At 44.2% G+C, this 19,417-nt stretch carries 18 protein-coding genes; 16 read left to right on the top strand and 2 right to left on the bottom strand.

Features of this window, described 5'->3' with window-relative positions:
- Positions 1-308: 308 nt before the first annotated feature.
- The 10 genes from safA (at position 309) to yajC (ending at position 9,400) form a co-directional block, all read left to right on the top strand.
- Entirely contained in the window at positions 309-1,733 is a 1,425-nt protein-coding gene (gene safA, locus V1502_RS15295; RefSeq protein ID WP_409251498.1) for a SafA/ExsA family spore coat assembly protein, read from the top strand.
- Complete coding sequence (locus V1502_RS15290) at positions 1,723-2,688, top strand: phosphotransferase (protein ID WP_409251497.1); 966 nt, start codon at positions 1,723-1,725, stop codon at positions 2,686-2,688. Before safA ends, V1502_RS15290 begins: the two co-directional genes overlap by 11 nt.
- A gap of 126 nt (positions 2,689-2,814) precedes the next feature.
- Entirely contained in the window at positions 2,815-3,537 is a 723-nt protein-coding gene (locus tag V1502_RS15285; protein ID WP_409251496.1) for a YhcN/YlaJ family sporulation lipoprotein, read from the top strand.
- A gap of 582 nt (positions 3,538-4,119) precedes the next feature.
- Complete coding sequence (locus V1502_RS15280; protein WP_409254363.1) at positions 4,120-4,683, top strand: BofC C-terminal domain-containing protein; 564 nt, start codon at positions 4,120-4,122, stop codon at positions 4,681-4,683.
- A 304-nt stretch (positions 4,684-4,987) separates the two neighbouring features.
- Positions 4,988-5,596, top strand: a complete 609-nt coding sequence (gene ruvA, locus V1502_RS15275; RefSeq protein WP_409251495.1) for a Holliday junction branch migration protein RuvA — start codon at positions 4,988-4,990, stop codon at positions 5,594-5,596.
- A gap of 24 nt (positions 5,597-5,620) precedes the next feature.
- Positions 5,621-6,622 (top strand): Holliday junction branch migration DNA helicase RuvB, encoded by a 1,002-nt coding sequence (gene ruvB / locus V1502_RS15270; RefSeq protein WP_409251494.1) that lies wholly within the window; start codon positions 5,621-5,623, stop codon positions 6,620-6,622.
- Complete coding sequence (locus V1502_RS15265) at positions 6,619-6,825, top strand: DUF2905 domain-containing protein (RefSeq protein ID WP_409251493.1); 207 nt, start codon at positions 6,619-6,621, stop codon at positions 6,823-6,825. Before ruvB ends, V1502_RS15265 begins: the two co-directional genes overlap by 4 nt.
- Before the next feature lie 68 nt (positions 6,826-6,893).
- Entirely contained in the window at positions 6,894-7,922 is a 1,029-nt protein-coding gene (gene queA, locus V1502_RS15260; protein WP_409251492.1) for a tRNA preQ1(34) S-adenosylmethionine ribosyltransferase-isomerase QueA, read from the top strand.
- 21 nt (positions 7,923-7,943) lie between these two features.
- Complete coding sequence (tgt, locus tag V1502_RS15255; protein ID WP_409251491.1) at positions 7,944-9,083, top strand: tRNA guanosine(34) transglycosylase Tgt; 1,140 nt, start codon at positions 7,944-7,946, stop codon at positions 9,081-9,083.
- Positions 9,084-9,139: 56 nt separating this feature from the next.
- The gene (gene yajC / locus V1502_RS15250) at positions 9,140-9,400 is read left to right on the top strand and encodes a preprotein translocase subunit YajC (RefSeq protein WP_409251490.1); all 261 of its coding nucleotides are present in this window, start codon (positions 9,140-9,142) and stop codon (positions 9,398-9,400) included.
- A gap of 234 nt (positions 9,401-9,634) precedes the next feature.
- On the opposite strand, the gene V1502_RS15245 is transcribed toward yajC, so the two are convergent.
- Positions 9,635-10,003 (bottom strand): TIGR04086 family membrane protein, encoded by a 369-nt coding sequence (locus V1502_RS15245; RefSeq protein WP_409251489.1) that lies wholly within the window; start codon positions 10,001-10,003, stop codon positions 9,635-9,637.
- A gap of 196 nt (positions 10,004-10,199) precedes the next feature.
- On the opposite strand from V1502_RS15245, the gene V1502_RS15240 reads away from it, so the two are divergent.
- Positions 10,200-11,495, top strand: a complete 1,296-nt coding sequence (locus tag V1502_RS15240; protein ID WP_409251488.1) for an ArsB/NhaD family transporter — start codon at positions 10,200-10,202, stop codon at positions 11,493-11,495.
- Positions 11,496-12,222: 727 nt separating this feature from the next.
- Positions 12,223-12,870, top strand: a complete 648-nt coding sequence (locus V1502_RS15235; protein WP_409251487.1) for a DUF421 domain-containing protein — start codon at positions 12,223-12,225, stop codon at positions 12,868-12,870.
- Positions 12,871-13,325: 455 nt separating this feature from the next.
- Here the strand turns inward: V1502_RS15235 and spoVB are convergent, their stop codons facing one another.
- Positions 13,326-14,876: a stage V sporulation protein B gene (gene spoVB / locus V1502_RS15230; RefSeq protein ID WP_409251486.1), complete on the bottom strand. Its 1,551-nt coding sequence runs from the start codon at positions 14,874-14,876 to the stop codon at positions 13,326-13,328.
- Positions 14,877-14,989: 113 nt separating this feature from the next.
- Here spoVB and V1502_RS15225 point away from each other — a divergent pair, with 113 nt between their 5' ends.
- From V1502_RS15225 to V1502_RS15210, 4 genes are all read left to right on the top strand, one after another.
- On the top strand, positions 14,990-15,310 hold the full coding sequence (locus V1502_RS15225) for a post-transcriptional regulator (RefSeq protein ID WP_409251485.1): 321 nt from the start codon (positions 14,990-14,992) through the stop codon (positions 15,308-15,310).
- Positions 15,311-15,442: 132 nt separating this feature from the next.
- Complete coding sequence (gene secDF / locus V1502_RS15220; RefSeq protein WP_409251484.1) at positions 15,443-17,710, top strand: protein translocase subunit SecDF; 2,268 nt, start codon at positions 15,443-15,445, stop codon at positions 17,708-17,710.
- A 120-nt stretch (positions 17,711-17,830) separates the two neighbouring features.
- Positions 17,831-18,757, top strand: a complete 927-nt coding sequence (locus tag V1502_RS15215) for a cation diffusion facilitator family transporter (RefSeq protein WP_409251483.1) — start codon at positions 17,831-17,833, stop codon at positions 18,755-18,757.
- A gap of 13 nt (positions 18,758-18,770) precedes the next feature.
- Positions 18,771-19,115 (top strand): lipopolysaccharide assembly LapA domain-containing protein, encoded by a 345-nt coding sequence (locus V1502_RS15210; RefSeq protein ID WP_409251482.1) that lies wholly within the window; start codon positions 18,771-18,773, stop codon positions 19,113-19,115.
- The last annotated feature ends 302 nt before the right edge of the window (positions 19,116-19,417 follow it).

Below are 19,417 nucleotides of genomic sequence, written 5' to 3'. Positions count from 1 at the left end.
TTGCATCGTAACACTACAATTAAATAACTGGAAGAAACAATAATAGAAATCCACCGTTGGGAAGAGAATTTTCTTTTGAAAACCATTGTGAACTCCTAGATCCTTTCGCAGAATTTTTTTTAATGCCTTAAGAAATCATGAAAAAGGAATTTATTAGAAGAGAAAAAATTTATTCAATAAAGATGTATAGATTCCCACCCAAGGTATATTTATTTTTTAAAAGTCATAAGTATTTGTGTAGATTGTTAGCACTTTGCCTATTTATTGACATAGGATATATAGACTTATGCCTGAGGAGGGAATAAATAGTGAAGATCCATATCGTACAAAAAGGAGATACTCTTTGGAATATCAGCAAGAAATATGGCGTTAATTTCGAAGAGTTAAAAAAGATGAATGCACAGCTGTCAAATCCAGATATGATCATGCCTGGAATGAAAATAAAAGTTCCGACATCAGGCGGGATGGTAAAAAAGGAAATGGCAGCGAAGAAAGAAATGCCGGTAAAGGAAATGCCGAAAGCCGAGCATCCTTTTGCGCAGAAGAAGCCGGCTGCGATGCCGGTACAGCAGCCTAAAGAAGCCAAGAAGCCTGCCGCCAAGAAGGAAATGCCAGTAAAAGAAATGCCGAAAAAGCCATATACTCCCAAAATGCCGCAGCCGGTCATTCCGGAAATCGATATTAATAATTATTACATGATGAATATGGCAAATATGCAAATGCAGACTCAACCGCAAGCAATGCCGAAAGCACCTAAGGCTCCACACAAAGCGCCTCAAGTGATGCCGGAAGCAGCGAAGGCTCCTCAAAAAATGCCAAAAGTGCCAAAGGCGCCGACTCTCCCAAAACCAAAAGAAGCGCCGGACGCAGTGGCAGGAGTACAGGATGATGAAAGCCCGGAAAGCCCGCAAATGCCTTATCCACAGCAGCCAATGCAGGAGTATTGTTATCCTGTATCACCAGTTCTGCCGGGAAGCGGACTAGGGCCGATGCACGGTGGGTACCCAATGCACGGCGGCTATCCTATGCACCCTGGTTATCCAATGGGGCCGGCGGGTCAGGTCCAAGGGGCATCCATGATGCCGCAAGGTCTGCCGGGCATGCAGCAAATGCCGATGGGGTATGACGAAGAGTCCTCTTCATTCATGCCGCAAATGCCGCAGCAACAAATGGGCAACCCGATGATGGGACCGATGGGTTCACCTTCAGCAGTAGCAGGAGCTCAAGATGAAGAAGATTACCCTGCAGCGCAAATGCCGATGGGCGGTATGCAGCCACAAATGGGTCCATATCCTGGAATGATGGGGCCGGGTATGATGGGACCAAATAATTGTTATCCAGTATCACCGGTAATGCCGGGAACAGGATTTGGAGATTCCGGCTATGGTGGACCTGGCATGACATCACCGGCTGGATATGGAAACCCTGGACCAGGCTATGGCCAGCCTTATGGACAAATGCCACAGGTTCAAGGAGCCATGATGGAAGAATCACCAGGCATGTATGGTGGTGCGCCGATGCAGCAAGGAGGCTGCGGCTGCGGTGGTCCGTCACCGATGGGACAGTATGGACCGGGCATGGGGGCAGCTGGAATGCCGGGAACTCCATATGGACCGGGTATGATGTCTCCTTACGGCCAGGGAATGATGCAGCCTGGAGCAGGTTATCCAGGAATGTATGGACCCGGACCATTCGGAATGCCGCGTTTTGATGATGATGATTTTGAAGACTGAAGAACAAGGTGGAGACGGTTTTCAGAATCGTCTCCTTTTATTATTACAAGAAAAACTGGGAGACAAAAACCTTCAACTGAAAAAAATAAAGGAAGGCAAATGGCGGCTTCAAACTGGTAATGAACGATGGTTCCTTAAACTTTTTCCAAATAACCAAAAGTTCCAGCTGCAGATGGAAGTGGCAAGAGACCTTAAAAAGGCAGGCTTTCGAAGGGTACCAGGATTTCATCCTCTGCATGAAAATGACAACATTGAAATGGATCGAAAAACGGTCGGCCTCACAGAATGGATCGAAACTGACGAAATCTTTACGTTTAATTCTTACAAAGACAGAGTGGCTGCACTGGCTGTTTTACAAGAGTTTCACCATTATTCCGGAAAAGTCCTGTCTAATGGGAATGTAACGGCACTCCCAAAGCAGAAACTTCTGGAAAAATGGAATAGGAGGCTCGATGAGTTCAAAAGAAATAAGAAAAAGTTAAGTGTATATGTTCCGCCTGCAATGATTGACACTTATATTAAAATCGGCGAAATAGCACTTAAGGGGTTGGAAAGACAGGGGTTTCCCGGTGAGATTTGCATCCTCCATGGTGATTTGGCCCATCATAATTTTCTGCGCGATAAAAAGAAAGACCTATACATGATTGATCTTGATCTGATAACAGCCGGGCCTGCAGAAATTGATTATCTGCAATTTGCAAACAGAATCTTCCCCTATATCAACTGGTCTTTGAAGGAGCTGTGGGAACACGAACCATTTTCATTTTATAAAGAAAATCAGTGCTTTTTATATGGCATCCTTTTCCCTTCTGATATTTTCAGGGAATGGAACCGATTTTTCCGCAGTAGTCCTCGCTATCAAAAGAGTGTTTGGAATTATTTGATGTCGCTGACAGTGTATCAGTTTCACGCCAGGATGGTGTGCTGCAGGGACATTCAAAAAAGTCTGGTATGACAGGAATCCAAAAACAGGGGCAGGCACCAGCTTTTTGCGAATAGAAGACAGAATCATCTTTACGGTATCTCCGCAAGCTAATGAAGAGCTATTAATGCTCAAAGTTTGCGGAAGAAGGTGACCATGATGCACAAAAAGCTTTTGCTTATTCCTATATCAGCCATGTTTCTGGGGGCGTGTAACGGTGCTGAGAATGCAGCCGAAGGGCAGCACGATAACCCGTATGAACCTATGGGTGTTTATTCCAATCAAGGTCATGGAAACGACAGGAATGATGATAGAGACGGCCCGCTGACCGAATGGTATGATCATTCAATCGGACAGGAAGGGCAGGCTATCCGAGAAGGCAAAAGAAGGTATCTTCAAATAAAGGATGAAAACGGAAATCCGCAAAATCCTTCCAAACCCCTTGCAGAAATCGATCGAAACTACCTGTTGCAAGATGGTAGAGCCAGTCATGGAGATGCCAATTACCATGGACATCTTGATGATAATACACGAAGGGCAAGACAATCTTATTACACCGCTTATGAAGGAAAGCTTGCAGAGAAAATCGGGGATGTAACGGCTTCGGTTGAGAATGTGAATGATGTCCGGTCTGTAACATATGGATCTGATGTGTTGATAGCCGTGGACCTGGATGATCACAGCCGGTTTCAACAAACAAAGAGGGAAATCGAACGTGCTGTCCAGCCATATTTAAAAGGGCGGACAGTTACTGTAGCAGCTGATGAAGGAACATTCAGCCGCCTGCGCAACATTGACAACGACTTGCGTGATGGAGGACCGCGTGAGGCGATCCAGATGGATATACACGATATCCTTAGATCTATAAGAGGAGAAGGCTAAAGCGGGGAAGAAAATTCCTCGCTTTTTTTCTTGGTGGCATTGTTAGTTGAAGGTGAGCTTATTAGATTCATAAGATTAATACAGTATTAGCACGCTTGCACTCCAATCTCAATTCATACCATAAAGATAATCAATTGGAAGCCGTCTGCAGGAGCATATAATGTCCGATTGGAGCGGAAGGTGTGCGACCTCCTGCGGGCTTAGCGCCCGCCCCGCGGAGTCGCTCGCCTGGAGCGGAAATCAAACACCCTTTTTGTTAAATAGGTGAAAAACAATAATACAATTTATCACCTTCTTGTTAAAAATTTTTTGTTATTAAGGCAAGAATTAGTGCCTGATACGAGCCTGTTGGAAACACTAACCAAGCACAACTCAAATAGAAGGCTACTACTGTTTTCATAATTATAGACAAGCCGCTTGTGCCTTTGTTCCGTCCTGATACACATCCAAGAAAGAAAATTATCCCTTAAATGGGGATAGGATTGTTAAAAATTGGTCAGACTAGTACCAGTGATGGAAGAGATGTATCCGCATGTCAGCCACGAGAAAGAGATTAAACTATCAGAGTTAGAGGTGATCACGATGACGGTTAAAATTCGAATCGTGTTTATGGTATTGCTGCTTATAGGGGCATTTTATTTCACGTTTTTTCATAATGACGGAAATACTGTAAAAGAAGCAGCAGAAAATCCAGCGGCTTTAGAAGAAGCAGCAGCTGTTTCTCAGGTCCATATGGTGGACGTTATACTGGAACGAGTTTATCTGGATGGTGAGGTAAGTGAAGAAATCAGGTCAGAAACCATCTGGTCCATGGAAGATTTTTGGGCGGCCTATGCGGCATGGGAACTTGTGGACATGTCTGAAGACCAGGTGGTGTTCCGCCAGTCGGTCGATGATATTTCTCCATTGATGAAATCGAACGGTTATTTCGGGATTTCAGAAGACGGGGTGCTTTCCATCTTTAACGGAAAGCCGGGCCAGTCTGAAATCATTCAATCTTTTTTCCAAATAGATATTAACAGGCTTGAAAGCAAGCAGCATGACGAACTTGTCAAAGGGATTCCTGTAAAATCAAAACAGGGCTACCAGCAGGTCATCCAAAGCTTTCAGCCGTTTTCTCTAGATGATAACGTTTCTTTTGAGTAACCGGCCGCACCAGAGCCGGTTATTTTTGTATTTTAAAACAGCCTGTTCCTTCTGTAACTGCTGGCGTAAGTGGGAAGTCGGATTTACCCCTGAATGTTCCGCAGTTTGGCCGCACCGGACACCATCACAGCAAACAAAAAATATTGAATCCAATCCGTATTAAATTAAGGCAGGTTCTTTCTTTCTCCTGTTTTTTTGGTAAAATAAGAACAGATGTTTTGGGTTTGCATTATGTTATGAATGAACCCACGATATTCTTCATTCTTATGGTACAATGTAGTGATTAAGGGAGAGAAGAAAACCTATGTATGAATATATAAATGGAACTGTAAAAAGAGTGGGGCCGGAATTTGTGGTCCTTGAAAATGGAGGGATCGGGTATCAAATATTCACAAGCAATCCTTTCCTGTTTTCAAAATTTGAAAATCAACAAACGACCATCTATACATATCAACATGTCAGGGAAGATATTTTGGCATTGTACGGTTTTTTATCCATGGAAGAAAAATTATTATTCATCAAGCTGCTGAATGTGTCGGGTATCGGTCCAAAAGGTGCTTTGGCCATTCTCGCTTCAGGAGCACCTGAACAGGTCATCTCAGCAATTGAAGGAGAAGATGAGAGATTTCTGACCAAGTTCCCAGGTGTCGGCAAGAAAACAGCAAGGCAGATGATTCTTGATTTAAAAGGGAAATTACAGGATGTCGTACCTGACTACTTTCCAAACTTGTTTCAAGAAGGAAAGTATGAGGCTGTTTCCGGTAATGATGAACTGATTGAAGAGGCTGCCCTGGCATTGAAAGCACTTGGCTATTCCGAAAGGGAAATCAAAAAAGTGACGCCAAAGTTATCCTCTCAAGGTAAAACGACAGATGAATTGATCAAGGATGCCTTAAAATTATTGTTAAAATAACCATCGGGAAAGGGGACGGAGCAGTTGGAAGAGAGAGTAGTATCTTCGGAAGCAGAAACAAGTGATCATTCCTTTGAACTTTCCTTAAGACCACAAACATTAAATCAATATATTGGACAAGATAAAGTCAAAAGCAATTTAAGCATCTTTATCGAAGCGGCCAGGATGAGACAGGAAACATTGGACCATGTTCTCCTTTATGGTCCCCCGGGACTGGGGAAAACCACCCTTGCCGCTGTCATCGCCAATGAAATGGGGGTCAACCTGCGCACAACGTCGGGACCGGCAATAGAGCGTCCTGGTGACCTTGCTGCCATTTTGACTTCCCTGGAGCCGGGGGATGTCCTTTTTATCGATGAAATTCACCGGCTGCCTCGTTCAATCGAGGAAGTACTTTACCCTGCAATGGAGGATTTCTGCCTGGATATCGTTATCGGCAACGGACCAAGTGCAAGATCTGTCCGGCTTGACCTGCCTCCTTTCACACTGGTAGGCGCTACAACAAGAGCGGGTGCGCTTTCTGCTCCTCTTCGTGACCGATTTGGTGTATTGTGCAGGCTTGAATATTATAATGAGGAACAACTTCGGGAGATTGTGATTCGTACGTCCGAAATTTTGGGTACGGAAATTGATGGACTTGCCTCCGTTGAGCTTGCAAGAAGGTCCAGGGGGACTCCCAGAATTGCAAACCGGCTGCTGAGAAGAGTACGGGATTTTGCACAGGTAAGAGGCAATGGGGAAATTACAAGTGACCTTGCAAGCCATGCCCTGGAACTGCTGCAGGTCGACAAATTGGGCCTTGACCATATTGACCATAAATTGCTCAAGGGCATCATTGAAAGGTTCAAAGGCGGTCCCGTCGGTCTGGATACCATCGCTGCCAGTATTGGCGAAGAGTCTCATACGATTGAAGACGTATATGAACCCTATCTGCTGCAAATTGGCTTTTTACAACGTACACCAAGGGGGAGAGTAGTCACTTCTCTTGTGTATGAACATTTTGGGCTGGAGGTTCCAAACGCATGACAGGATTGCCGAAGTTAATGATGATTGCCGGAGCTGTCCTGCTGATCATCGGGTTTTTGATGGCCTTTACCAAGCTCGGAAGGCTGCCTGGCGATATCATTATAAAAAAAGAGAATTCAACATTTTATTTTCCGGTAGTGACGTCCATAATTGTCAGTATCGTGTTATCATTAATTTTTTACGTGATAGGAAGATTTAAATAGATACACTATGCTGCTTTATGGGCAGCAGTTATTGAATTAGTACAAATAAGAAAAGTAAGGTGAGAGCTTTGAAAGTTGAAGATTTTGATTTCCACTTGCCCGAAGAATTGATTGCCCAGACGCCTCTTGAAAAACGTTCAGAGAGCAGGCTGATGGCGATCGACCGGGAAAGCGGGGACTTGCAGCATAAGAAATTCAAGGACATCACGGACTTTCTGAAAGAAGGAGATTGTCTCGTGCTGAATGACACAAGAGTCCTTCCTGCCCGTCTATTTGGGGTGAAAGAAGAAACCGGTGCTAAAATTGAAGTCCTGCTTCTGAAGCAAGAAGAAGGGGACAGGTGGGAAACGTTGATCAAGCCGGCTAAACGAGTAAAGGTTGGGACCAAAATTTCTTTTGGAGAAGGAAAACTGACAGCAATTTGTACGGAAGAAAAAGATCAGGGAGGAAGAATCCTCGAATTCCATTACGAAGGAATTTTCTATGAAGTTCTGGATGAACTGGGCGAAATGCCGCTTCCTCCTTATATCAGCGAAAAGCTGGATGACCAGGACAGGTACCAGACGGTATTTGCACGAGAAAGGGGATCGGCGGCTGCCCCGACAGCAGGGCTTCATTTTACAGAGGAACTGTTGGATGAGATCCGGTCAATGGGGGTCCATGTGGCCTTTATCACTCTGCATGTGGGGCTTGGAACATTCCGTCCGGTCTCGGTAGATAGTATAGAAGAGCATGACATGCACTCGGAGTTTTATCAAATCACCGAAGGGACTGCGCGCCTTCTTAACGAAGTAAAGATAAGCGGCGGCCGGATTATCACCGTCGGTACCACCTCTACCAGGACGTTGGAGACGATTGCCTCCAAGCATGACGGCAGGTTTGTGGAAGAGAGCGGCTGGACCGATATCTTCATCTTCCCAGGGTATGAATTTAAGGCCATTGATGGGCTGGTTACCAATTTTCATCTGCCAAAATCGACCCTGATCATGCTGGTCAGTGCCTTTACCAGCAGGGATATCATTCTTAATGCATACAATACAGCTGTAGAGGAAAAGTACAGATTTTTCAGCTTTGGCGACAGCATGCTGATTCTGTAACATTGGAAGGAGTTAGACGATTTGACTGCAATTCGTTATGAACATATCAAAACTTGTAAACAAACAGGAGCGCGTTTGGGAAGGGTCCATACCCCTCACGGCTCTTTTGACACCCCGGTCTTCATGCCTGTAGGGACCTTGGCGACTGTCAAGACGATGTCACCGGAAGACTTGAAAGCAATGGAAGCAGGAATTATCCTGAGCAATACGTATCATCTCTGGCTGAGACCAGGACATGAAATCATCAGGGAAGCAGGCGGACTGCATAAGTTCATGAACTGGGACCGTGCAATCCTGACTGATTCAGGAGGCTTCCAAGTGTTTAGCCTAAGTGAGTTCCGCAAGATTGAAGAAGAAGGAGTTCATTTCCGTAACCATCTCAATGGCGATAAATTGTTCCTGAGTCCGGAAAAGGCAATGGAAATACAAAATGCGCTCGGTTCGGATATCATGATGGCGTTTGATGAGTGCCCGCCTTACCCTGCTGAGCATGAGTATATGAAGCGCTCGGTGGAAAGAACGTCTAGATGGGCAGAACGCTGTCTTGAAGCTCATCAGCGTCCACAGGATCAAGGTTTATTCGGGATCGTACAGGGCGGAGAATATGAAGATCTGCGCCGTCAAAGTGCCAAGGATCTGGTTTCTCTTGATTTTCCGGGCTATGCCGTCGGGGGTCTTTCAGTTGGGGAACCTAAGGATGTCATGAACAGAGTGCTTGAATTCACGACACCGCTGCTACCAGATAATAAGCCAAGGTATCTGATGGGAGTCGGATCTCCTGATGCCTTGATCGACGGGGCTATTAGAGGAATTGACATGTTTGACTGTGTTCTCCCAACACGTATTGCAAGGAACGGAACCCTCATGACAAGCAAAGGCCGCCTCGTTGTAAAGAATGCGAAGTTTGCGAGGGATTTCAATCCTATCGATGAAAATTGTGACTGCTACACATGCCGTAACTATTCCAGAGCGTATATCCGTCACTTGATAAAATGTGATGAATCCTTTGGAATCAGACTTACGACTTATCATAATCTTCATTTTCTGTTAAAATTAATGGAGCAAGTCAGACAAGCGATTCGAGAAGATCGTCTGGGGGACTTTAAAGAAGAATTTTTTGAAGCATATGGATATAATCGTCCTGATGCCAAAAACTTCTGATATTAGGATGTTCTTTTATAAGAATACACATCCTTAATTGGAAAGGAGGTCATAGAATGGATACATTCGCTACGTTAATTCCTTTATTGCTGATGTTCGTCCTTTTCTACTTCTTGCTGATTCGTCCTCAGCAAAAACGTCAGAAAGCGGTTCAGCAAATGCAAAATGATTTGCAAAAAGGTGACAAGATCATCACTATCGGCGGATTACATGGTATCATCGACGCGATCGAAGAAGGTAAAATCGTTGTAAAATGCGGAGATGGAAGCCGTCTTACATACGACAGAAACGCTGTCCGTGAAGTAGTCAAAGCATAATGGGAAAAGCCCCGCATACTAAAAATGCGGGGCTTTTTTATTAGGCTCTTTTCTGAAAATTTGCTGCTATTTAATGTGAACAAGAGATATGGCCGGAATTCACATCAATTCTCCTTGTAAGCAAGAAAAAAAGTATTTACCCTGTTCAGAGAGAAAAGCCCTTGTACCCAAGGGTCCGGCCTTTTGGATTTTTCCGTAAGCAACAATCTATACAAATACAGCCTTTTATTATGGTCATGAAGACTTTCCGCCGCTGACATTGACACCGAGGATTCCGCCCATCATGCAAGTGATGATGAAGCAGACATGATAAACAACCTGTTTCATGGAAAACAGGGAGTCATATCCCAAATACTGAAATAAAAATACTCCAACAGAGAATAGTACGCCGGTAAGCCCTCCCAGGACCAACCCTTTTTCTTTCCCTTTTCCTCCAGACATGAAACCGCCAATAAAGAGCGCCAGGAATGATATGATGGTCACTGCCAGATTGATTGAACTTTCTTCCAGACTTGTGAACCGCAGCAATAAGGCAAATAGTAAACTCGCTGCTATGGCTATGACCAAAATGGTCCCAGTCCCATACAGAATCGCACTTCCCATTTTTTTGGCTTCTATCGTCTCCCTCTCCTTTCTGTTCAAACATGAAAATTGCAAGCTTTTCCTAGTACAAGCATATTCGCAAAAGAAAAAATTAGACTATAATTTTTACCGGCCAAGCTTCATACAATGGTAGAAGCAGACAAGCCGAACAGCTTTTCTTTTTTGAATACATAGGAATTTTAAAGGAGAGGGATGTATGTCACCCTTTATCATACTGGCGGTATTTACAGCCGTTTATATCTTGTTAATCACCGAGAAATGGAACCGGATCCTGGCGAGCATGTGCGGCGGGGTGGCCATGCTTTTAATTGGGGCCTTTTCCATAGAAAAAGCTTTATTCACCTATATCGACTGGAAAACAATCACGCTGCTGTTTTCAATGATGTTAATTGTCACCGTCACAAGCAAGACAGGCTTTTTTGAGTTTCTGGCAATAAGACTTGCCCAAGCAGTCAACGGAAATGGCTTGGCGCTTCTGGTCGTCTTCTCATTACTGTCCGCGATTGGTTCAGCTTTCTTGGCCAACGTAACCATCGCCATGCTTTTGGTGCCGATCCTGTTTACTTTGACAAAGGTTCTGGATCTGCCGCCGCTGCCATTTTTAGTGATGATGATTCTTGCATGTAATATCGGCGGTACCGCCACGCTTATTGGGGATCCGCCGAATATGATGATCGGTCAGGCGGTAAAGCATTTCACCTTTAATGCATTCCTGCAGAATCTCCTTCCTGTATCCGCACTCATCCTCCTTGTCACCATCATAATTATCTGTCTGCTGTATAAGGAGATCTTGGTTGTAAAAGAAGACAAAAAGCTGTTACTGCGGGGAATCAATGCGAAGAGATACCTTAAGAAAAATAATGGACTTATATCTTCGATCAGTGTTCTGGGGCTTGTGCTCGTTGGCTTTTCACTGCATCCGGTGCTGCATCTTGACGTTACATCAGTTGCATTGGCAGGAGCAGTACTGATCATGCTGCTGCTTGAGAAAGTGTACGACCCGGAGGAGATTTTAAAAGAAGTGGAGTGGGGAACATTATTTTTCTTTATCGGTCTCTTCTTGCTCGTAGGCGGAATCGAAGAGGCAGGATTCATTGATGAAGCTGCCAGGGAGATCATCAAACTGACAGAAGGGGACATGAAGACAACGGCATTTGTCATTTTATGGGGAACAGGCCTTCTTTCCGCCGTGGTTGACAACATCCCGTTTGTGGCAGCGATGATACCGGTAATTGAGGAATTTCAGGAATTTGGAATGGTTAATATGGATCCTTTATGGTGGTCACTGGCACTCGGAGCTTGTCTAGGGGGGAATGGAACTCTTCTTGGTTCATCTTCCAACCTCGTGATTGTCGGACTTGCCTCCAAGGAGAATGTGCATATTAAATTTTATCAATACTTATTAATCGGGGTGCCGATCACCTTGATATCACTGGCTGTTTGTACTGTGTATGTGTACTTTAAATATATCCTGCCTTTTTTTGGGGCTTAGTGTAAGGAAAAATGTTTTGAGCCATCCTGATACGGGATGGCTTGTTTTGAGGGGATCTAAGGATTAGGGTGTCTCATGGAGTGTTCATAAGACCAAAAACGAGCGGGATTATGGATTAGGGTTTCTCATGAAGGGGTCATAAGACCAAAACGAGCGGGATCTAAGGATTAGGGTGTCTCATGAAGTGTTCATAATGCCAAAAAGAGCGGGATTTAAGGATTAGGGTGTCTCATGAAGTGTTCATAAGACCAAAAAGAGCGTGATTTAAGAATTAGGGTGTCTCATGGAGGGTTGATAAGACCAAAAAGAGCTGGAATTAAGAGTTAGGGTGTCTTATGAAGGGTTCATAAGACCAAAAAGAGCTGGAATTAAGAATTAGGGTGTCTCATGGAGGGTTCATAAGACCAAAAAGAGCGTGATTTAAGAATTAGAGTGTCTCATGGACCGTTGATAAGACCAAAAAGAGCTGGAATTAAGAATTAGGGTGTTTTATGAAGGGTTCATAAAGCCAAAACGAACGAGAATTAAGAATTAGGGTGTCTTATGTAACACCCATAGGATAAACATCAAAATTGACTTCAATAAAAGCAGCTTCCAGAAGCCCTCGCTGGACCAAAATGGAACTATAAAGCCCTGCAATTAGCGGAATAGTAAATCTTACCTCTCATCTTTCCTTTTCCCAGGAGCATAATAAAGTGTGCAAACGTACCTGAAGGAGGAGAGGGACGTGGAGGAGTATCTGATTATTGCTGTCCGTACCATTTTTTTATATGCCGTCATTTTATTTATTTTCCGGTTAATGGGCAAACGGGAGATTGGTGAGTTGAGCCTCCTGGATCTGGTCGTGTTTATCATGATTGCCGAAATGGCTGTTCTGGCTATAGAAGAGCCTGACAGTGCATTGGTCAATACCTTGCTGCCGATGGCTGTTTTAATGCTGATACAAATTGTTACAGCGTTTCTCTCACTAAAGAGTAAAAAATTCAGGGAAATCGTAGATGGGAAGCCGATTGTCGTAATCAGCCATGGAAAGATAGATGAACGGGCGATGAGACGCCAAAGGTATAATTTTGATGATTTGCTGCTGCAGCTTAGAGAGAAAGATGTCAGTAATGTTGCGGATGTGGAGTTTGCCATCCTCGAACCTTCAGGGACATTGTCCGTGATAAAAAAAGAAGACAGTAATGGAGAGGGATCCTTAACCCTTCCGCTGATACTCGACGGGATCATTCAGCAAAAACACCTTAACATGATTGGAAAAAATGAATTCTGGTTGAGGCAAAAACTGCGAGGGGAAAATTATCATGATCTTGAGAGAATTTCATTTTGCAGTTATCAGAACGGTGAATTTTATATTGATCAGCGTGATGAATAAGACATGCCCGTTGACGCAACTAGCTCGCTGAAAAAGCCATTCCCTGCACTACTTGCGGGGAATGGCTTTTAATTGTACAAAAGGTTAGGGTTTTAAAGTAGTGCGGTCCGGAATCCAGCTGCAGCACCCGAGGTTACGTACCCACTGGAACGTAACCCAGCCCCTCGGGGTCAAATAACCCAAAGAGAATAAAAGGGAAACCCATCCTTTTTCTCTTTGGAACATTTGCCTGTCGGGGCTAAACGGGTGCTTGCGCTTTTTGAAGAATCCAGCTTCAGCACCCGAGGTTACGTACCCACTGGAACGTAACCCAGCCCCTCGGGGTCAAATAACCCTCAGCGAATAAAAGGAAAGATCACCTTTTTTTCGCTGAGGAACATTTGCCTGTCGGGGCTAAACGGGGTGCTTGTGCGTTTTGAAGAATCCAGCTTCAGCATTAAACACGCTTGCACTTTTTAATCAGGAATCCGTTTTCCGATGACTGGTATCCTTTTCAGGTCATCTTTGCTGATCAACTTTAAAATGATGGACAGCAGGACATATAGAATGGAAGTCACCGTGATCCCTGCCAGCAGACGGAGCCCCAGAGACAAATCCTGAAATACGCTGCTGTATACATAATGACCAGTTAAACCGGTACTTGCCATCACAATGGCAAACTTTAAGTAATCCCGGATATAAATTGTCATTGGAATCGTCTTTAAAATCGTTGCAAAGTGAAGGAGGGTAACAAGCATCATGCCCGTTACGATCCCCAGGGCTGCACCGTTAATACCGAAAGCCGGCTGTGAGGCCAGAATAAAGATGATGGCTGTTTTGACAATGGCCCCGATCAAACTGTTGATCATGGCGGCCCTCGCCAGGTCCAGTGCCTGAAGGACGGCCTGAAGGGGACCTTGATAATAGTAAAAAAGGAAAAATGGAGCCATGATCATCACGAAGCCCGCTCCACTGCTGCTGCCGTACATAACCGTCATCAACGGCTCTGCAAATACAAACAGCAGGACCACAGCAATCCCGCCGGTTATGAGGCAGAACCTCAGCGCCTGAGTCAGGCGGTGTTCAATCAACATAAAATTTTTCTGTTTATTTGCTTCACTAACTGCAGGTACGAGAGATGTAGAAAGCGAGACCGTAATAAAGGACGGCAGAAACAATAATGGAAGGGCAAAGCCTGTCAGGGAACCATATTGCCTGGTGGCAAGTGAAGTAGCTACACCTGCCAGTGCGAGACTGTGGGCGACCACAATTGGCTCGAAAAACCAGGAGATGGACCCAATCATACGGCTGCCGGTTGTGGGAAGTGCCACACTTAATAATTCATTTAGTGTAGATTTTCCGGATTTGACAGATTGAAAAAAGTTTCTTCTTACTTTGAACTTTTTCTTGATTTTAAAAGCAGTGAACATGTAAAGAAGGGAAGCCAATTCACCCAGTACAGAAGCCGCCATCGCCGCTGCTGCAGCGTACTCAATACCATATGGAAGGAACGTCTTGGTCATTACTGCAATCAATGAGATGCGGACCACCTGTTCGATTACTTGGGAAACAGCTGCAGGCTTCATGTTCTGCCTTCCCTGGAAGTATCCCCTGATAACAGATGAAACCGCAACAATCGGTATAATTGGCGCAATGGCAACCAGTGGATAGTAGGTACGGGAATCTGTAAAAAGAGTTTCTGATAGATAAGGAGCAAGCAGTATCAACGCGGGCGTGAATATCAACGAAAGTGAAACCGTAATAGCCAACGACACAGCGAGAATTTTTTTAACTTTTTTTATATCACCCTGAACTTCCGCCTCGGCTACACTTTTTGAAATCGCAACAGGCAGTCCCATTTGGGTGATGGTAATAACAAGGATCAGAGTTGGAAACGCCATCATGAAGAGACCGACTCCCTCTTCACCGATAAACCTTGCAACGACAATCCTGTTTATGAAACCCAGTATCCGGGTGATCAAGGCAGCTCCCATTAAGATCATAGTGCCTTTTAGAAATTTAGACATCCCATTCCCTGCCTTCTCAAAAATCGTAATATCGTATACAATTATCTATATGCATTAGGATGGACAAAGCATGACAAGTTGTTGGCGATTTGAAAATGAAGCGGGGGACAAATATGAACGTATTGAAACATCCGTACAGTAATTTTTATGATGATGTCGAGCCGGCGCTGATTAGTAAAGTAGAAGAATTTGAAGTGCTGGGCTATGGAAAAGCAACTGTTGAAAGCTTGTGGACATACCTGTTAAAGAAAAAGTGGAAGAAACCTAAGGAAGAAATCAGGGTATTCGAACTGGTGAGTGACATCCTTAGTGTCAAACCAGGGGAATATATGAGCTTTGAGACCGTAGAGGCATACCGGTCTCCAAATTGGTTTACAGATTTAAATGAAGAGGAGCTCAAAGAACTGTTGAACCCTGGCAAAAACCCGAAATAGCAGGGGATATTGAATTGACAGTCAATTACATCTAATTCATAATTGTCATATTGGTACAATTCAGGTGCAGGTTGGCCAAATCAAATATTGAGGGGCACTGCCCTGTACATATGCAAGGAGGACTTATACATAATGGTAAAACGTAGTCGGATTGTCGCCTTCTTTTTAATCGTTCTATTATTGGGAGGGTTAATTGGAGGCACAACGAACAGCATCGTAAAAGACATAAAGCTTGGGTTGGATTTGCAGGGGGGCTTTGAAGTTCTCTATCAAGTCAAATCCCTGGATGGTGACGAAGATGTCAGCAGTGAAACAGTCGCCAACACAGCGGATGCGCTGGATAAGCGGATCAATGTTCTTGGAGTGAGCGAACCGAATATCCAGATAGAAGACGGCAATCGTATTCGTGTCCAGCTTGCCGGAGTTGAAGATCAAAACGAAGCAAGACAAATTTTGTCCACTCAGGCTAATTTGACCTTCAGAGATATCAATGACGAAGTAAGGCTGGATGGTTCTGACCTGGTTGCTGGCGGAGCACAGCAGGCGTTCGATCAAAATAATACACCTATAGTGTCTCTTGACCTGAAAGACCGGGAAGAGTTCTATGAACTGACGAAAGAACTATCCCAAAAACCTTTTCCTGAAAACAAGCTTGTCATCTGGCTTGATTTTGAAGAGGGGGTAGACTCTTATCAAGCGGAAGCGGGAAAAGAGAATCCAAAATTCTTATCAGATCCTAAAGTTGATAATCCTATCAATTCCAATGAGGTGCAAATCTTTGGAAGCTTCACAGTTGAGGAAGCCCAGAACCTTGCCTCCTTGCTGAATGCCGGAGCCCTGCCTGTCAAACTTGAGGAAGTATATTCTACATCGGTTGGAGCCAAGTTCGGTGAACAGGCAATGGATAAAACCGTTACGGCCGGAATTATTGGTATTGCCATTGTGTTCTTATTCATGTTGATATTCTACCGTTTCCCTGGTTTAATAGCCATGATTACCCTGTCTGTCTATATTTTCTTGATCCTCTGGGTATTTGACATGATGAATGGTGTCTTGACGCTTCCGGGTATTGCCGCCTTGATCCTTGGGGTCGGCATGGCGGTCGATGCCAACATCATCACATATGAACGGATCAAAGAAGAGCTGAAGGTCGGCAAAAGCGTCCGAGCAGCTTTCCAAGCGGGAAATAAATCTTCCTTTATGACAATCCTTGATGCAAACGTGACAACCATTCTTGCCGGTTCAGTCTTATTCTACTTCGGGACAAGCTCTGTCAAAGGTTTTGCGACAATGTTGATTGTCAGTATCCTGACAAGCTTCCTGACTGCTGTTTGGGGATCCAGACTGCTCCTTGGACTTTGGGTCAACAGCCGGGCGTTCAATAAGAAGCCTTCTTGGCTTGGTGTCAATCCGAAAGATATCAAAGATATTGCAGAAAATTATGACACTCTTGATTTGCCAACGGCATACGATAAATTTGATTTTGCTAAACAACGAAATAAATTCTTCGCCATATCAGGGGTCCTGATTGCAGCGGGTCTTATTGTCCTTGCGATCTTCAGGCTGAACCTCGGCATTGATTTTGCTGCTGGGACACGAATGGAGATATTATCTAACTCTGGATTAACTTCCGACAGCTTGTCTGAAGAACTAGAAGAAGCGGGATACCCTTCTGATGAAATCGTTATTTCAGGTGATAACGATGAGATCGGCGTTGTCCGTTATACTAACGTCCTCACTAAAGAAGAAATCGCCGAATTGAAGGATTATTTCACTGAAGCTTACGATGCTGAGCCGAATATCAGTACAGTATCACCGATCATAGGTAAAGAGCTGGCAAAGAACGCGATGCTTGCTGTCGCAATAGCATCGATTGGGATCATCATTTATGTTACCCTTCGTTTCGAACTATATATGGCTGTCGGAGCCATTGCTGCCTTGCTGCATGATGCATTTTTCATCATTGCATTCTTCAGCTTGACGCGTCTTGAAGTGGACCTAACCTTCATTGCAGCAGTATTGACGATTGTCGGTTACTCCATCAATGATACTATTGTTACCTTTGATAGACTTCGTGAAAACTTACAGAAAAAGCGCCGCTTGAAAACGGTTGAAGATATTGAAGAAGTGGTCAACAAGAGTCTGCGTCAGACCTTAACACGTTCGGTAAGCACCGTTATTACTGTTGTATTTACCGTAATTGCGTTGATGATCTTCGGCAGTGAGTCGATTACAAACTTCTCGATCGCCTTACTTGTCGGTTTAATTTCAGGAACCTATTCTTCCGTATTCATTGCCTCCCAGCTATGGCTGGTATTAAAGAAGCGGGAATTGAAGAAAAAAGGTACGATCATTACTTTCAAAGAGAAAAAGACATTCACAGACGAACCACAAGTATAATGGTACAATTAAAAGGGCAAGTGTTACCGGCAGGCCGGCAGCACTTGTCCTTTTAAGCGTTTTGGAAGATAGATTAGGGGCGTTTGGGTTACAATAAAGTGGAATGAGGGGGGATAGACATTGAGTACAGATGATCGTTTTAAAAAGGCTGAATTTGCTGCTATGATTGGCGTCGTCGGTAATGTTATTCTGGCAGGTATTAAATGGTGGGCGGGGATCGCTGGAAACAGTAAAGCCCTTATCGCCGATGCCGTTCATTCCGCTTCTGATGTAGCAGGATCTTTAGCCGTTTACATAGGCCTTCGTGCCGCTAAGCAGCCGCCTGATGAGGACCATCCATACGGACATGGAAAGGCAGAATCCATTGCAGCCATTATTGTGGCGGTTTTATTGTTCCTGGTCGGCATTGAAATCGGGAAATCGTCAATCGAATCGTTTTTCCATCCAATCAGTCCTCCTACAGCGATAGCTATCTATGCGGTTGTCTTTGGCATTGTCGTGAAAGAAGCAATGTTTCAGTATAAGTACAGACTGGGTAAAAAGTTAAAAAGTGATGCCCTCATTGTAAACGCGTATGAGCATCGTTCGGATGTCTATTCTTCAATAGCGGCACTGATCGGAATTGGTGCAGCCATGCTGGGAGGAGTTTTGGATATCGGCTGGCTGGAGTATGGAGATCCGGTTGCAGGAGTATTTGTCTCTTTACTTGTCTTGAGGATGGCTTGGAAGCTTGGAGCTGAATCCATCCACAATACTCTGGATCACGTACTTCATGATGAGGACACACAAGAGCTGAGGCAAGCTGTTAATGAGGTTGATGGTGTTCTGGAAATCAATGAACTGCATGCAAGGGAACATGGACATTATCTTATAGTGGATTTAAAAATAAGCGTGGACCCCCATATAACAGTAGAAGAGGGTCACAGGGTTGGAAAAAATGTGAAGAAAAGATTGCTGGAAAACCCTGACGTACAAGATGTTTTTATACACATCAATCCATATAATGCAGAAGAAGATGATGAAGGTGACAGAGTAGAACTAACGTAAGGGAGGGAACGCAGTGAAATTTCAATGGAACTTGATTTTAGGACTTATATTTGCTTTGATTGTTGCCATCTTTGCTGTTATCAATGTCGATCCTGTAAGGGTGAACTATCTTTTCGGTGAAGCAGAGTGGCCATTAATCCTGGTCATTATCGGATCCGTCCTGATGGGAGGACTGATTGTCGGTTCAGTCGGATTGTTCCGTCTGTTTGTCGTCCAGAGGAAGGTAAAGGCATTGGAAAAGGAAAATGCCCGGCTGATGAAAGAGACCGAGGGAAGAGAAGCGGCTCTTACCAATCCTGAACCTGCCGCTCCGGCAGCAAATGAGAAAATTGAAGAAGAAAAGCATACGGGAATGTAACAGGAAGGGCGCTCTGGTTTAAGAGCGTCCTTTTGTTTGGAAAAACCGAGTCTTGAAGAGTGCTTCAAAAGTTGAGACACAGTAACATTTGCTGGGTCTGGACATAAAGGACTATAAATCTTGTGAAGGAGAATTAAGGTCCTATAAAGAGCGTATAAAGGACGTTAAATTCAGAAAAAGAAAATTAGCGTCCTTTACGCAGCAAGTCCTTAAGAACATTAATTTGACATCTTAAAGATTAACGAACTATAAAGGTCCCCTAAAGAAAGTATTACTCAGTGATTAACTAAGAAGTTTTCTAA

This window comes from Rossellomorea sedimentorum (assembly GCF_046237645.1).
In the GTDB taxonomy this organism is placed as follows: Bacteria; Bacillota; Bacilli; order Bacillales; family Bacillaceae_B; genus Rossellomorea; species Rossellomorea sedimentorum.
The sequence above is the reverse complement of the archived record's forward strand: the minus strand, read 5'-3'. Positions and strand labels throughout refer to the sequence as shown.